Source organism: Microbacterium sp. EG9 (genome assembly GCF_059759475.1).
On sequence record NZ_CM186217.1, the window covers coordinates 2,619,830 to 2,634,198 of the forward strand.

Consider the following 14,369-nt stretch of genomic DNA (forward strand, 5'->3'; position numbering starts at 1 on the left):
GCAAACATGCACTCTGTGACTGAGAGTGCAAACGGATCCCGCGGGAGACGCATCGCCGAGACGGCGGCCGCGCTGCGCACCGCCGCACGACGGCTGACCGCCGCGCACGGACTCAACGGGTTCACGATCGACCAGCTGTGCGCCGACGTCGGGGTCTCACGCCGGACGTTCTTCAACTACTTCGCATCGAAGGAGAACGCCGTGCTCGGGCTCACGCTGCGCGCGCATCTCGAGGAGCTCGACGAGCGGTTCGTGCACGGCGACGGCGACCTGCTCGACGACTACCTGCACCTGCACGCCGCCCGCTGGGCGCTGATGGGCCACACCCGGACGGAGGCCGAGGAGGTCGGGCGCCTGCTCGCGGACGAGCCGCGCCTGCACGCCCAGCTGATGTCGATCATGGCGGATGCCGAGGTCAACGACATCGCGCTGGTGCGCAGCCGCCCCGACGCGCCGACCGACCCGCTCGTCGTCGACATGCTCGTGCGGATGATCAATCCGCTCCTGCGGTCCGCGATCGCGGCGTTCTTCGACGAGGAGCACCCTGACTTCCTCACCCTCCTGCGCCGCCGCGCCGACGCGGGCCGCGCCGCCCTCTCCCCGACCTCGCCGAAGGAATGACCATGTCCGCCGCCGCCTCGCCGTCCGCCGCCCCCCTGCTGCTCACCCCGCGGCGCGTCTGGATCATCTTCGGCGCGCTCATCGCCGGGATGCTCCTGTCGAGTCTGGACCAGACGATCGTCTCGACGGCCATGCCCACGATCGTCGGCCAGCTGGGCGGAGTCGAGCACCAGGTGTGGATCACCACCGCCTACCTGCTCGCGACCACGATCGTCATGCCCGTCTACGGCAAGTTCGGCGACGTGCTCGGCCGGCGCCGCCTGTTCCTCATCGCGATCGCGCTGTTCACCCTGGCCTCGGTCGGCTGCGCGCTGGCGAGCGACTTCTGGATGTTCGTGTTCTTCCGCGCCGTGCAGGGGCTGGGCGGCGGCGGCCTGATGATCCTGTCGCAGGCGATCATCGCCGACATCGTCCCCGCCTCGGAGCGCGGCAAGTACCTCGGCCCGCTCGGCGCCGTCTTCGGCCTCTCCGCGATCGCCGGCCCCCTGCTGGGCGGGTTCTTCGTGGACCACCTGACCTGGCAGTGGGCGTTCTACATCAACATCCCCGTCGGCATCGCGGCGTTCGTCATCGCCCTGTTCGCGCTGACGCTGCCCGACAAGCGCGCGACCCGCCGGATCGACGTCCTCGGCATCGTGCTGCTGTCGATCGCGACGACCTGCCTCATCTTCTTCACCGACTTCGGCGGCGACACCGACTTCGGCTGGACCTCGCCCGCCACCTGGGCGTGGGGTCTGGGGCTGCTCATCGCGGCGGGCGGCTTCGTCCTCGTCGAGTCCCGCGCCGAGGACCCCATCATCCCGCTCCACCTGTTCCGCAACCCGGTGTTCCTCAACGCGACGGCGATCGGACTGACGCTCGGCATCGGGATGTTCGCGGCGATCGGGTTCGTGCCCACGTTCCTGCAGATGTCCTCCGGCACCTCGGCGGCCGAGTCGGGGCTGCTGATGGTGCCCATGATGGCGGGACTGATGGGCACCTCCATCGCCTCCGGCATCCTCATCAGCCGTTCGGGGCGCTACCGGATCTTCCCGATCGTGGGCACGCTGGTGACGGGCGCGTCGATGATCGCGATGACGACGCTCACCGCGGCGACGCCGATCTGGCTCATCTGCGTCTTCCTGTTCTTCTTCGGCGCGGGCCTGGGCCTGATCATCCAGGTCGTGGTCCTGGTCGTGCAGAACGCGGTGCCCGCCGCCGAGGTCGGCACCGCCACCAGCACCAACAACTACTTCCGCGAGGTGGGCGCCGCCCTCGGCACCGCGGTGTTCGGCACCCTCTTCACGACGCGGCTCACCGACAACCTCCGGGACGTCTTCTCCTCCGCGGGGGCCAGCGCGTCGGAGTCGGCGGCGGCCACCGCGAACCTCGACCCGCAGACGCTCGCGACACTTCCCCCGGAGGTGCGCGACGGGATCGTGAACGCCTACGCGGACGCGCTCGCGCCGGTGTTCTGGTACCTCGTCCCCTTCATCGCGCTCGCCTTCGTGCTGGCGCTCACGCTGAAGCAGATCCCCCTCTCCGACGTCGCCGGTCTCGTCGCGCGCGGCGAGGCGATCGGCGGCGCCGAGGCCGAGGAGCGGGAGCGGAAGCAGCGCGCCGCCGCCGGCACCGGCGCCCCGGCGACCGATGACGATCAGGACCCGGGCGCGACCAGCCCGCTCTCGTAGGCGGCGATGACCAGCTGGGCGCGGTCGTGCGCGCCCAGCTTGGTCATCACGCGCTTGAGGTGGGTCTTGGCGGTGTGCGGCGAGATGAACAGCTCGGCCGCGATCGCATCGTTGGAGCGGCCGCGGGCGACGAGCACGAGGATCTCCCGCTCGCGGTCGGTCAGCGGCGCGAGCGAGCGGGGCGCCGCGACCGGGGCCGTCGAGCGCACGAACCTGCCGATGAGCGCGCGGGTGGCGGCCGGAGAGAGCAGCTCGTCGCCGGCGTGGACCGCGCGGACGGCGCGGCCGATCTCCTCCGGCTCGGCGCCTTTGCCCACGAAGCCGCTCGCTCCCGCGCGCAGCGCCGCGACGACGTACTCGTCCTCCTCGAACGTGGTGAGGATGAGCACGCGCGTGTCGGCGAGGGCGGGGTCGCGGCAGATCAGGGTGGTCGCCTCGATGCCGTCCATGCGCGGCATCCGGATGTCCATGACGACCACGTCCGGCCGTCGGCGGCGCACCTCCTCGACGGCGCTCTCGCCGTCCGTCGCCTCCGCGACCACCGTGATGTCCGGCTCGCCGTCGAGGAGGTCGCGCACGGCGGTGCGGATGAGCGCCTGATCGTCGACCACGACCACGGCGATCACGAGGCGACCGCCGCATCGATCGGCAGCCGCGCCGCGAGCCGGAAGCCGCCCGGCGCGCGCCCCGACTCGAGCCGGCCCCGCACCGACCCCACGCGCTCCTTCAGCCCCAGCAGGCCGAACCCGGATGCCGGGCCCGACTCGACCGGCAGGCTGCGGTCGACGGGGTTCGTGACCACGACCTCGAGCGCGTCGTCCTCGAGCCGCAGGAGGACGTGCGCCCGCGCGCCGGCCCCGTGCTTGAGCGCGTTGGTGAGCCCCTCCTGGATCACCCGGTACGCGACGATGTCGACCGCCAGCGGAAGCGGGGTGTCGACGAGGTCGCCGCGTTCGTCGCGCAGCACCACGTCGAGACCGGCGACCCGCACCGACTCCACGAGCTCCGGCAGCCGGGCCAGCCCCGGCTGCTCCCGCAGCGCGGTCGTCTCATCCGCGCGCAGCACGCTGAGCATGCCGCCGATCTGGCTGAGCACGTCGCGGGAGGCCGTGCGGATCGTCGAGAGCGCCTCCCGCGCCCGCTCCGGGCGGGAGTCGAGCGCCGCCGAGGCCACCCCCGCATTGAGGCTGATCACGGAGATCTGGTGGGCGACCGCGTCGTGCAGATCGCGCGCGATGCGCAGCCGCTCCTCCGTGACGCGCCGACGGGCCTCGGCGTCGCGGGTCTGCTCCGCGCGGCGGGCGCGGTCGACGACGGCCGTGAGGTACGCGCGGCGCGAGCGGACCCCGTCCCCGACCGCGGCCGCGAGCGCCAGGGCGAGCCCGATCTGCAGGAACCGCGTGTCGGCTCTCGTCGCGACGGTGACCCCGATGCCCACGCCCACCACGACGGCGACCACGATCGCGGCCGCTGCGACGGCGGTGCGACGGGAGGTGTCGCGGGCGACGATGAACATCGCCACCAGCGCCGCGAGCGCCGCCCCGGGAGAGTTCGTGCCGCACACCAGCGCGGCGACGTAGGCGGCCGCGCAGAGCGCGAGCGTCACCACCGGCCAGCGCCGCCGCAGCAGCAGCGCCGGGGCGGGCAGGAGGACGAGGACGAGGACGAGCGGAGTCGACGGCCGCAGCTCCGCCATCGGCAGGGGGAGCAGGGCGGGGAGGACGACGAGCACGACCAGGACGACGTCCGCCGCCCACGCCGGGCCCACGGGGTGCGGCGGCGGGAAGGTGTCGTCCGGTGAGCTCACGACTCCAGTCTGACGCCCCGGGCACCGCAACGGATCGCCCCGGCGAGGGATCCCGGCATCCCCCGCCTGGGGTACGCATCTGCCGCAGCGACGGGATGCCGCCGCGCCGGCCGACGGGAAGGCTGGTCGTCATGACATCCGATCCGGCGCCGTCCGCGCCCCCGCCCCTGCTCTCCGTCCACGACCTGCACAAGTCCTACGGCCGCGGCTCCGCCCGTTTCGACGCTCTCCGCGGCGTCAGCCTCGACATCCGGCGGGGAGAGAGCATCGCGATCGTCGGCAAGAGCGGTTCGGGCAAGTCCACGCTCATGCACCTGCTCGCGCTCATGGACGCCCCCACCAGCGGGCGGGTGCTGCTCGACGGCGTGGATGCCGACACCCTCCGCGGCCGCCGCCTGAACCGCACCCGCAACAAGACGTTCGGGTTCGTCTTCCAGCAGTTCTTCCTGACCTCCAGCGCCTCGGTGTTCGACAACGTCGTGCTGCCGCTGAAGATCGCGGGGGTGAGCCGCGCGGAGCGCCGCCGCCGCGGCATGGCCGCCCTCGCCGAGCTCGACATGGCCGACAAGGCGCGCAACAAGGCGACGGCGCTGTCGGGCGGGCAGAAGCAGCGCGCCGTCATCGCGCGCGCGCTCGTGAACGATCCCGACGTGATCTTCGCCGACGAGCCCACCGGCAACCTCGACTCGGCGACGGGAGCGGTGGTCGAGGACATCCTCTTCCGCCTCAACCGCGAGCACGGCATCACGCTGATCGTCGTCACCCACGACGAGGAGCTCGCGGCGCGCTGCGACCGCCGCGTCCAGATCCGCGACGGCGTGCTCGTCCCCGACGAGAGGAGCGCCGCATGAAGACCGCCGATCTGCTGACCACCGCCGTCGGCAACACGTTCCGCTCGAAGACGCGCACGATCCTCACCATCCTCGCGATCTTCGTCGGCGCCTTCACCCTCACCATCACCAACGGGCTGGGCACGGGCATCAACCGGTTCATCGACAGCACGGTCGCCTCCTTCGGCGCCTCCGACGTGCTGACGGTGACCAAGACCGTCGCCGCGACCGGCGGCGGCCCGCAGGAGTACGACCCCGACGCCGTCGCGTCGACCCAGCCCGGAGCCCCCGGCGGCGGCACGGCGTCGGTGACGGCGCTCACGCCCGACGACATCGCCGCGATCACCGCCACCGACGGCATCCTGAAGGTGGAGCCGGTGCGCACCGTGACGGCGGACTACATCCAGTACTCGGACGGTCCCCGCTACGTCGCAAGCGTCGGGACGCTCGTCGCCGGTCAGACCCTGCAGCTGGCCGCCGGAGCCGCACCCGACGACGCCGACGGCACGCCGCAGGTCGCCATCCCCCTCGCCCTCGTGGAGCCGCTCGGCTTCGCCGACGCGGAGGATGCCGTGGGCAAGACGGCCACGATCGCCGTCACCGACCCCCTGCGCGCACAGCACACCGTCACCGCCCGGATCACCGGGGTCACCGAGGCGGCCTTCGCCGCCGGTACCTCCGTCACGCCGAACACCGCCCTCACCGATGCGATGTTCGCGCTGCAGAACGACGGCGTGCCCCAGGACCAGCTGGACCGCTTCGCGAGCGCCGACGCCTGGGTGTCCGCCGACGCGACGCCGGCGCAGCTCGACGACGTCAAGGCCGCGCTGTCGGCGCAGGGCTACACCGCCACGACCGTCGCCGATCAGCTCGGCACCTTCACCGCCGTCATCAACGGCATCGTGCTCGTGCTGAACGCGTTCGCGGTCATCGCGCTGCTGGCGGCGAGCTTCGGCATCGTCAACACCCTGCTGATGTCGGTGCAGGAGCGCACCCGGGAGATCGGGCTCATGAAGGCGATGGGCATGGGCAGCGGCCGCGTCTTCACGCTGTTCAGCCTCGAGGCGGTGGTCATCGGCTTCCTCGGCAGCGCGATCGGGGCGCTGGTCGCGATCGTCGTCGGCACGGCGGTGAGCGCGCAGCTCGCCACGAGCCTGTTCTCCGACCTGCCGGGCCTCGAGCTGATCGCCTTCGACCCGGTCTCCATCCTGGTCACGACGCTGATCGTGATGGGCATCGCGTTCCTGGCCGGCACGCTGCCGGCCGCGCGGGCCGCGCGAGCCGACCCGGTCGAGTCGCTGCGCTACGAGTGACGGCGCGGGGCGCTACGCCTCCCGGGTGACGGTGACCTTGACGTGAAGGTTGCTCTTGAACGGGCCGGCGTAGACGCCCCGCAGCGGCGGGACGTCGTTGTAGTCGCGGCCGCGGCCGACGAGCACGTGGCGGTCGCCGATCTCCACGTTGTTGGTCGGGTCGAAGCCCTGCCAGCCGCCGGAGAACCATTCGACCCACGCGTGCGACTCGCCCGTCGTGGGCGCGCCGACCTCGGCGTCCGGGTCGGGGTGCAGGTAGCCGGAGACGTACCGGGCGGGGATGCCGACCGCGCGCAGGGCGCCCAGCGTGATGTGGGTGATGTCCTGGCAGACGCCCTTGCGCTCGGCCCAGGCCTCGGCCCCCGTCGAGTGCACGCCGGTGATGCCGTGCATGTACTCCATCGCGTCGCCGATCGCCGTGGCGATCTCCACCGCCGCGCGGGCCGGCTCGGCGTGCCGGCCCGCGATCGAGCGGGCCAGCTCCACCACGTCGGGGTGCGGCGCGGTCCGCACGGACTGGCCGAGCATCTCGACCGTGCCGATGGAGCGGGCGCTCTCGGCGGCCAGGCGCTCCCAACTCAGTTCGGGAAACTCCAGCGGACGCGGCCGGACCTCCACGAGCGAGCGCGCCGTGATCTCGAGGTCGCGGTGGCCCGCGAGCACGTCGAACGCGGCGACGCGCGTCCCGAAGTAGTCGAGGTAGTAGTTGACGCTCGTCGACGGGTCGATGTCGAGCTGGGAGCTCAGCACGAACTGGCTGTCGGTGGAGATCGGCAGCATCCGCGCCTCGTTGTAGGAGGCGCCCACCTCCCCCTGGTACGCGAAGCCGGTGGTGTGCTCGATCCGCAGGCGCATCATGAGGTCTCTCCGATCCAGCTCGGCTCGGCGTGTGTCGGGAAGAACCGCCCGCGGATGGCCTCCGACGCCTCTCGGGTGACCTTCTGGACCCGCTCCATGTGGTCGGGCAGCTCGCTGAGGATCTCGCCGATGGGACGGTACTCCAGGTCGTTGCGGATGCGGCCGAGAGCGCGCAGCACCGTGTTCGAGTGGCCGACGCGGTCGGCGACGGGGTCGATGGCGCGCATGCACGCCTCGGCCTGCGCGATCGAGTAGATGATCGAGCGCGGGAACAGACGGTCCAGGAGCAGGAACTCCGCCGCGTTCGACGCGCTCGGCATCCCGCGATACGTGCGCAGGTACGCCTCGTACGCGCCGCACGAGCGCAGGATCGTCGTCCAGGACGGCCCCGAGGCCTCGGTCAGCGCACGCGTGGCGAGCAGCCGCGCCGTCATGTCGGTGCGCTCGATCGAGCGGCCGAGCGTGAGGAACTGCCAGGCCTCGTCGCGGCTCGTGGACGAGTCGGTGATCCCGACGGCGAGCGCGGAGCGCTCGCGCACCCACTGGAAGAACTCGTGCACCTTCTCGTTGTGCAGGCGCCGCGGCATCCGCGAGTTGGTGGTGTTGAGCGTCTCCCACAGCTCCGTCGACACGATCTCGCGGGCGCGGCGCGCGTTCTCGCGCGCCGCCTGCACGGCGTAGGCGATGCTCGACGGGTTGGCACGGTCGACGGCGAGGCTCGTGAGCACGTCGGAGCGGGTGACCTCGGTTCCCGCCGGCGGCGGCACGGAGCCCATGACGCCCATGAGCGAACGGCAGGCCGTGTCCTCGTCGATCCAGGGATCCTCCAGCAGCAGCTGCAGGTGCACGTCGAGGATGCGGGCGGTCCCGTCGCTGCGCTCGATGTACCGTCCGATCCAGAACAGGCTCTCCGCGATGCGACTCAGCATCCGTGCTCACCCCCGACCGGACGGGAGACCTGCTGTTGCTGCTGCTCCTGCTGCTCGCGCGTGGTGCGGGGGCGATCCTGCGGCGAATGGGACTGCTGCCCCTGCGCGTCGTAGATGATCGGGATCGCCTCGGTCACCGACGCCTGGTCCGCGACCAGCCCGGCGAGGCCCCCGGAGGTCTGCACGGCGTAGTCGCCGCGGCGGGGCGCCTCCCCGCCGACCACCCACGTGTCCTTCGAGCCGCCGCCCTGCGACGAGTTGACCACGAGCTGGCCCTCCGGCAGCGCGACCCGGGTGAGCCCGCCCGGGAGCACCCAGACCTCGTCGCCGTTGTTGACGGCGAACGGGCGGAGGTCGGCGTGACGGGGCCGCATGCCGTCCTCGACGAGCGTGGGGATGGTGGAGAGCATCACGACGGGCTGCGCGATCCAGCCGCGCGGATCGCGGATCAGCTTCTTGCGGAGCTTCTCCAGCTCGGCCGGCGACGCATCGGGCCCGACGACCAGTCCCTTGCCGCCGGAGCCGTCGACGGGCTTCACGACGAGCTCGTCGAGCCGGTCGAGCACCTCCTCCAGCGCCTCGGGCTCCTCCAGCCGCCACGTGTCGACGTTCTTGAGGATCGGCTCCTCCGCCAGGTAGTAGCGGATGAGGTCGGGCACGTACGTGTACAGCAGCTTGTCGTCGGCGACGCCGTTGCCGACCGCGTTGGCGATCGTGACGTTGCCCAGGCGCGCGGCCAGCATGAGGCCGGGAGCTCCCAGCATCGAGTCGGCGCGGAACTGCAGCGGGTCGAGGAAGTCGTCGTCGACGCGGCGGTAGATCACGTCGACGCGGCGCGGTCCCCGCGTCGTGCGCATGAACACCTTGCCGCCGACGCACTGCAGGTCGCGACCCTCGACGAGCTCGACGCCCATGAGGCGCGCGAGCAGCGTGTGCTCGAAGTAGGCGGAGTTGTAGACGCCGGGGGTGAGCACGACGACATTGGGGTCCTCGATGCCGGGCGGGGCCGACGCGCGCAGGGCCTGCAGCAGCTTGTTCGGGTAGTCACCGACCGGGCGCACCCGCATGGAGACGAACAGCTCGGGCAGCGTCTGGGCCATGACCCGCCGGTTGGAGATGACGTAGCTGACGCCCGAGGGCACCCGCACGTTGTCCTCGAGCACGCGCATCTCGCCGTGCTCGTCGCGGATGAGGTCGATGCCGGCGACCTGGATGCGCACCCCGTTCGCGGAGTGGATGCCGGCGGCCTGGCGGTAGTAGTACTGGCTCGAGGCGATCAGCGCCGCCGGGAGCACCCCGTCGCGCACGCAGTGCTGGTGGCCGTACGCGTCGTCGAGGAACGCCTCCAGGGCGCGCACCCGCTGCTGGACGCCCTTCTCGATGTGCGACCACTCGTCGTACTCGATCACGCGCGGCACGGCATCCAGCGGGAAGGGCCGTTCCTCGCCCGCGAAGTCGAAGGTGACGCCCTGCGCCAGGTACGAGCTGGCGAGCGACTCGGTGCGTCCGCGCAGCTCTTCCTGCGTGAGTCTCGCGAGCGCCTGATGCAGCTCGCGGTACGCCGCGCGTGAGGTCGTCGGGGCGCCGGAGGACGCCGGCGCGGTGAACATCTCGTCGAAGGCGGGCACGCCCGAGACGGTCTTGCGTGGAGCCAGCGTCGAGCCGTATCCGTCGAACAGGTCACCCATGCCATGAGCCTAGTCCGGGCCGTGTTTCCTGAGTGTGACGATGGATGCCGCGGCATCCGCACCCTCATCGCGCCCCCGCGACTTAGGATCAGCGCATGCGCACGCGATCACGAGGTCGAGCCGCGCTCGCCGGCGCCGCCGCCGCGGCCTTCGGAGCGGGCCTCGCCGAGCTCACCGGGGCGATCGTCGGCGCCAGCCCGATCGCCGCCGTCGGCGGAGCGCTCATCGACCTCGCGCCGCCGTGGGGCAAAGACCTCGCGATCGCCCTGTTCGGCACCGGCGACAAGGCGGCCCTGGTCACCGCGGTCGCGATCGTGCTCCTGCTGCTCGGCGCCGCCGCGGGCCTGCTCGCCGTGCGCTCCCGCGGAGCCGCGCAGACGCTCGTGGTCGTGCTCGGTCTCCTCGGCGCCGGAGCGGCCGTCACCCGGGCGGATGCCGCGGCCCTCGCCGTCGTGCCGCCGGCGGTCGGCGCCGGGGCGACCCTCCTCGCTCTGAGCGCGCTCGTGACGCGCGCGATCGCCGCGGCCCCGCCCGCGACCGCGTCGGACACGGATGCCGCGGGCTCGGGCGCCTCGCGCCGCACCTTCCTCCTGTGGACGGCCGGCGCGGCAGCGACCGGCGCGCTGGCCGCGGTCGGCGGATGGGCGCTGCAGACCGGTGCGCGCGCCGCCACCGCCGTCCGCGCCGCGATCACCCTGCCGCGGGCCGCCGCCGCGGCGACCGTGCCGGCGGGGGCCGACCTCGGCATCCCGGGATTGGCACCCGTCATCACCCCGAACGCCGGCTTCTACCGCATCGACACGGCGCTCGCGCTGCCGCAGATCGATCCGGCGACGTGGCGGCTGCGCATCCACGGCAAGGTCGACGAGGAGATCGAGCTGAGCTGGGACGAGCTGCTCGCACTCCCCCTCGAGGAGAGCGTCACGACGCTCACGTGCGTGTCGAACGAGGTCGGCGGCGACCTGATCGGCACCGCGCTGTGGCTCGGCTACCCGATCCGTCACCTCCTCGCCCGCGCCGGTGTGCAGGCGGATGCCGACATGGTGCTCTCGACGTCGGCGGACGGGTTCACCGCGGGCACCCCGCTGGAGGCGCTGACCGACGAGCGCAACGCGATCCTCGCGGTCGGGATGAACGGCGAGCCGCTGCCGATCGCGCACGGCTTCCCCGTGCGGATGGTCGTGCCGGGCCTGTATGGCTACGTCTCCGCGACGAAGTGGGTCACCGACCTGGAGGTCACGCGCTTCTCCGACGCCCAGGGGTACTGGACGCCGCGCGGCTGGTCGGAGCGGGGACCGATCAAGCTCGCGAGCCGCATCGACGTGCCGCGCCGCGGCGGCACCGTCGCGGCGGGAGAGAGCGTCATCGCGGGCGTGGCCTGGCAGCAGCACGTCGGGGTGCGCGGCGTGCAGGTGCGCATCGACGACGGCGACTGGCAGGAGGCGACCCTCGCGACCGCGATCTCCGCGGACACCTGGGTGCAGTGGTCGCTGCCGTGGCAGGCGAGCCCCGGGCAGCACACCATCACGGCACGCGCGATCGGCCTCGACGGCGAACCGCAGACGCAGACGGCCGCCCCGCCGGCCCCCGACGGCGCGACCGGCTGGCCCCGCGTCGAGATCACCGTCGCCTGACGGCGACCTCAGCCGGCGAGCACCAGCCGCAGCTGCTCGACCGCCCAGTCGAGCTCGGTGCCGCGCACGACGAGCGGGGGCGCGATGCGGATGGTCTGGCCGTGGGTGTCCTTCACGAGCACGCCGCGACCGCGCAGCTTCTCCGCCACCTCGCGTCCGGTCCCGTCCGCCGGGTCGATGTCGACGCCGGCCCAGAGCCCCGCGACGCGCGTGGCCGTGACGCCGCTGCCGATCAACGGCTGCAACGCCTCCTCGAGGTGCGCGCCGAGGGCGAGCGCCCGGGTCTGGAACTCGCCGGACGCGAGCATCTCGACCACCTGCAGGCCGACGGCGGCGGCCAGGGGGTTGCCGCCGAAGGTCGAGCCGTGCTCGCCGGGACGGATGACCCCGAGGACGTCGCGGTCGGCGACGACGGCCGACACCGGGACGATGCCACCGCCGAGCGCCTTGCCGAGCAGGTACACGTCGGGCACCACGTCTTCGCGGTCGCACGCGAACGTCGTGCCGACGCGGGCGAGGCCCGACTGGATCTCGTCGGCGATGAACAGCACGTTCTCGCGGTCGCACATCTCGCGGATCGCCCGCAGGTACCCGTCGGGAGGGATGACCACTCCCGCCTCGCCCTGGATCGGCTCCACCAGCACGGCCGCCGTCGTCTCGTCGATCGCGGCGGCGATGGCCGCGGCATCCCCGTACGGCACCCGGACGAACCCGGGGGTGAACGGCCCGAAGTCGGCGCGCGCCTGCTCGTCGTCGCTGAAGCCGACGATCGTCGTCGTGCGGCCGTGGAAGTTGCCGTCCGCCACGATGACGGTCGCGGCCCCGGCGGCGACGCCCTTCACGCGGTACGCCCACGCGCGGGCGACCTTGATCCCCGTCTCGACCGCCTCGGCGCCGGTGTTCATCGGGAGCACGAGGTCTTTGCCGCAGAGCGCGGCGAGCGCCTCCGCGAACGGTCCGAGCCGGTCGTTGTGGAACGCGCGGCTGGTGAGCGTCACCCGCCCCAGCTGTGCGCTCGCGGCGGCGACGAGGGCGGGGTGGCGGTGCCCGAAGTTGACCGCGGAGTACGCCGACAGCAGATCCAGGTAGCGTTTGCCCTCCACATCGGTCACCCAGGCGCCTTCGCCCCGGGCGATGACGACGGGCAGCGGATGGTAGTTGTAGGCGACGTGCGCCTCCTCGGCGGCGATCAGGGTCGCGGTGACGTCGTCGGGCTCGGTGGTGGTGCTCATCGCTTTCCTCGCAGTTCGAGCGTGCAGCATTTGATGCCTCCGCCGCCGAGCAGGAGCTCCGACAGATCGATGGGGACCGGCACGTACCCCCGCTCGGCCAGGTGGGCGGCGAAACCGGTCGCGCGCGGCGAGACGAAGACGTGACGCCCGTCGGATGCCGCGTTGAGACCGAACACCGCCCCGTCGGCGTCGTCGACGCGGATGGCGTCCGGGTAGCGGTCCTCCAGCACGCGCACCGACGGCTCGTCGAACGCGGAGGGCAGGTAGGCGATGTTCGCGGCATCCACCCCGCCGGGGCCCTCGACGGGGTCGAGCACGCAGATCGCGGTGTCGAGGTGGTAGAACCGCGGGTCGACGAGGCGCAGCGACACGACCTCGCGCCCGAAGACCTCCGCGACCTCGCGGTGGCTGTCGCCGGTGGAACGGAACCCGGTGCCGGCGAGGATCGTCTGCCCGACGAGCAGGAAGTCGCCCTCGCCCTCCTGCACCTCGACGGGCTCCACGACCTCGAGGCCGTGCGCCGCGAACCAGTCCATGAAGGGGCGCTCCTCGCCGCGGCGCTCGGCCACGCGGAAGCGCACCCCGAGGGCCCGTCCGTCGATGACGAACCCACCGTTGGCGGTGTAGACCATGTCGGGGAGCCCCGGCAGCGGGTCGATCAGCTCCACCTCGTGCCCCAAGGCCCGATACGCGTCATAGAGCGTCTGCCACTGCGCGACGGCCTTCGCCGTGTCGGTGGGCAGGGCGGGCTCCATCCACGGGTTGATGCGGTAGCTCACCGTGAAGTGCTCGGGCCGGCACATCAGGTACCGGCGGTGCTGCGCGATCCGGTCGGGCATTCTCGCTCCTCGTTCCACGCCAGGTGTCCATTGTGCCAGACAGCCGTTCGGCGCCCCCGTTGCGGAGCGCATGCAGGTGAGTAGATTTCTTCTCATGGCCCGGCGAACGGGGGACGAGACGCGCGCGCTGCTGCTGCGCGTCGGGATGCAGATGCTGCTCGAGCGCGGCGTCTCCGCCGGCGTGCAGCACATCCGTCTGCAGGAGGTGCTGCGCCGCGCCGGGCTGACCACCGGCGCCGCCTACCGTCTCTGGGCCGATCAGAACGACTACCAGCGCGACCTCGCCGTGTCCATGGTGCGGCTGCGGCTGCGCACGAGCCCGACCGCGTACGCGCGTGAGGCGGTGGAGAAGCTCGTGGCGGAGGGCGCCGACGGCGACGACGTCATCCGTGCCGCCGCCGCGGCGCACGTGCAGAGCATCTCCATCGACCCCGACCGCCCCGACCATGCGCTGGACGCGCAGCAGTTCCTCGTGACGCTGGCGCTGCGGGCCACGGCGGAGACCTGGCCCGAGCTGAAGGAGGCGAGCCGCGAGCGTCACGACGGCTCGATCGCCGCGTTCGCGGAGTTCTACGTCTACCTCATGGAGGCGTACGGGCTGCGGATGCGCTCTCCTCTGACGGTCGAGGACTTCACGGCGGTGATGGCGGCGATGTCGGAGGGCTTCGCGCTGCGGGCCGTCGAAGGCATCCCGCATCCGACGTTCGAGGTCGGTGCGGCGGAGGACATCCCCGAAGGCACGTGGACGCTGTTCGCGCTCGGCGTCCGGGCCCTCATCTCCGGGTTCATGACGCCGATCGAGGATGCCCGGCGCCCCGGCGCGCACTCCGGGAGCTCTGGGGTCGAGTGATCCCCCCGGCCCCAGAGCGACACTCCCCCCGGCGTGTCGGATGACGGCACGACCTGATGCATCCTCGAAGGACGAGGTCGCCGTCCGGCGCTCCCCAG

At 72.3% G+C, this 14,369-nt stretch carries 13 protein-coding genes; 6 read left to right on the forward strand and 7 right to left on the reverse strand.

Annotation, left to right across the window (positions count from 1 at the left end):
- Positions 1-15: 15 nt before the first annotated feature.
- Positions 16-621: a TetR/AcrR family transcriptional regulator gene (locus AC6CQV_RS12315; RefSeq protein ID WP_061782471.1), complete on the forward strand. Its 606-nt coding sequence runs from the start codon at positions 16-18 to the stop codon at positions 619-621.
- Between the two features lie 2 nt (positions 622-623).
- Positions 624-2,291 (forward strand): MDR family MFS transporter, encoded by a 1,668-nt coding sequence (locus tag AC6CQV_RS12320; protein WP_498259618.1) that lies wholly within the window; start codon positions 624-626, stop codon positions 2,289-2,291.
- On the opposite strand, the gene AC6CQV_RS12325 is transcribed toward AC6CQV_RS12320, so the two are convergent.
- Positions 2,258-2,917: a response regulator gene (locus AC6CQV_RS12325; RefSeq protein WP_060959952.1), complete on the reverse strand. Its 660-nt coding sequence runs from the start codon at positions 2,915-2,917 to the stop codon at positions 2,258-2,260. The genes AC6CQV_RS12320 and AC6CQV_RS12325 overlap by 34 nt on opposite strands.
- On the reverse strand, positions 2,914-4,098 hold the full coding sequence (locus AC6CQV_RS12330; protein ID WP_498259619.1) for a sensor histidine kinase: 1,185 nt from the start codon (positions 4,096-4,098) through the stop codon (positions 2,914-2,916). Before AC6CQV_RS12330 ends, AC6CQV_RS12325 begins: the two co-directional genes overlap by 4 nt.
- Positions 4,099-4,229: 131 nt before the next feature.
- Between AC6CQV_RS12330 and AC6CQV_RS12335 the strand changes: the two genes are divergently transcribed.
- Positions 4,230-4,949 carry an ABC transporter ATP-binding protein gene (locus AC6CQV_RS12335; protein WP_101305469.1) on the forward strand — a complete coding sequence of 240 codons (720 nt, stop codon included), beginning with the start codon at positions 4,230-4,232 and terminating at the stop codon, positions 4,947-4,949.
- Positions 4,946-6,241, forward strand: coding sequence for an ABC transporter permease (locus tag AC6CQV_RS12340; protein ID WP_498259620.1), 1,296 nt, complete (start codon positions 4,946-4,948; stop codon positions 6,239-6,241). The genes AC6CQV_RS12335 and AC6CQV_RS12340 overlap by 4 nt, the downstream gene beginning before the upstream one ends.
- Before the next feature lie 12 nt (positions 6,242-6,253).
- Here the strand turns inward: AC6CQV_RS12340 and AC6CQV_RS12345 are convergent, their stop codons facing one another.
- The 3 genes from AC6CQV_RS12345 to AC6CQV_RS12355 are packed head-to-tail and all read right to left on the reverse strand — an operon-like array spanning position 6,254 to position 9,716.
- On the reverse strand, positions 6,254-7,099 hold the full coding sequence (locus AC6CQV_RS12345) for a transglutaminase family protein (RefSeq protein ID WP_060959957.1): 846 nt from the start codon (positions 7,097-7,099) through the stop codon (positions 6,254-6,256).
- Positions 7,096-8,028 (reverse strand): alpha-E domain-containing protein, encoded by a 933-nt coding sequence (locus tag AC6CQV_RS12350; protein WP_060959958.1) that lies wholly within the window; start codon positions 8,026-8,028, stop codon positions 7,096-7,098. Before AC6CQV_RS12350 ends, AC6CQV_RS12345 begins: the two co-directional genes overlap by 4 nt.
- Positions 8,022-9,716, reverse strand: coding sequence for a circularly permuted type 2 ATP-grasp protein (locus AC6CQV_RS12355; RefSeq protein ID WP_101305467.1), 1,695 nt, complete (start codon positions 9,714-9,716; stop codon positions 8,022-8,024). The genes AC6CQV_RS12350 and AC6CQV_RS12355 overlap by 7 nt, the downstream gene beginning before the upstream one ends.
- A gap of 95 nt (positions 9,717-9,811) precedes the next feature.
- Here AC6CQV_RS12355 and AC6CQV_RS12360 point away from each other — a divergent pair, with 95 nt between their 5' ends.
- Positions 9,812-11,350 carry a molybdopterin-dependent oxidoreductase gene (locus AC6CQV_RS12360; protein WP_498259621.1) on the forward strand — a complete coding sequence of 513 codons (1,539 nt, stop codon included), beginning with the start codon at positions 9,812-9,814 and terminating at the stop codon, positions 11,348-11,350.
- Positions 11,351-11,358: 8 nt separating this feature from the next.
- On the opposite strand, the gene rocD is transcribed toward AC6CQV_RS12360, so the two are convergent.
- Together rocD and ddaH are read right to left on the reverse strand one after the other, a co-directional pair.
- Entirely contained in the window at positions 11,359-12,582 is a 1,224-nt protein-coding gene (gene rocD / locus AC6CQV_RS12365; protein WP_498259622.1) for an ornithine--oxo-acid transaminase, read from the reverse strand.
- Positions 12,579-13,421, reverse strand: coding sequence for a dimethylargininase (ddaH, locus tag AC6CQV_RS12370; protein WP_191009500.1), 843 nt, complete (start codon positions 13,419-13,421; stop codon positions 12,579-12,581). The genes rocD and ddaH overlap by 4 nt, the downstream gene beginning before the upstream one ends.
- A gap of 94 nt (positions 13,422-13,515) precedes the next feature.
- Between ddaH and AC6CQV_RS12375 the strand changes: the two genes are divergently transcribed.
- Positions 13,516-14,271: a hypothetical protein gene (locus AC6CQV_RS12375; RefSeq protein ID WP_498259623.1), complete on the forward strand. Its 756-nt coding sequence runs from the start codon at positions 13,516-13,518 to the stop codon at positions 14,269-14,271.
- Positions 14,272-14,369 lie beyond the last annotated feature (98 nt).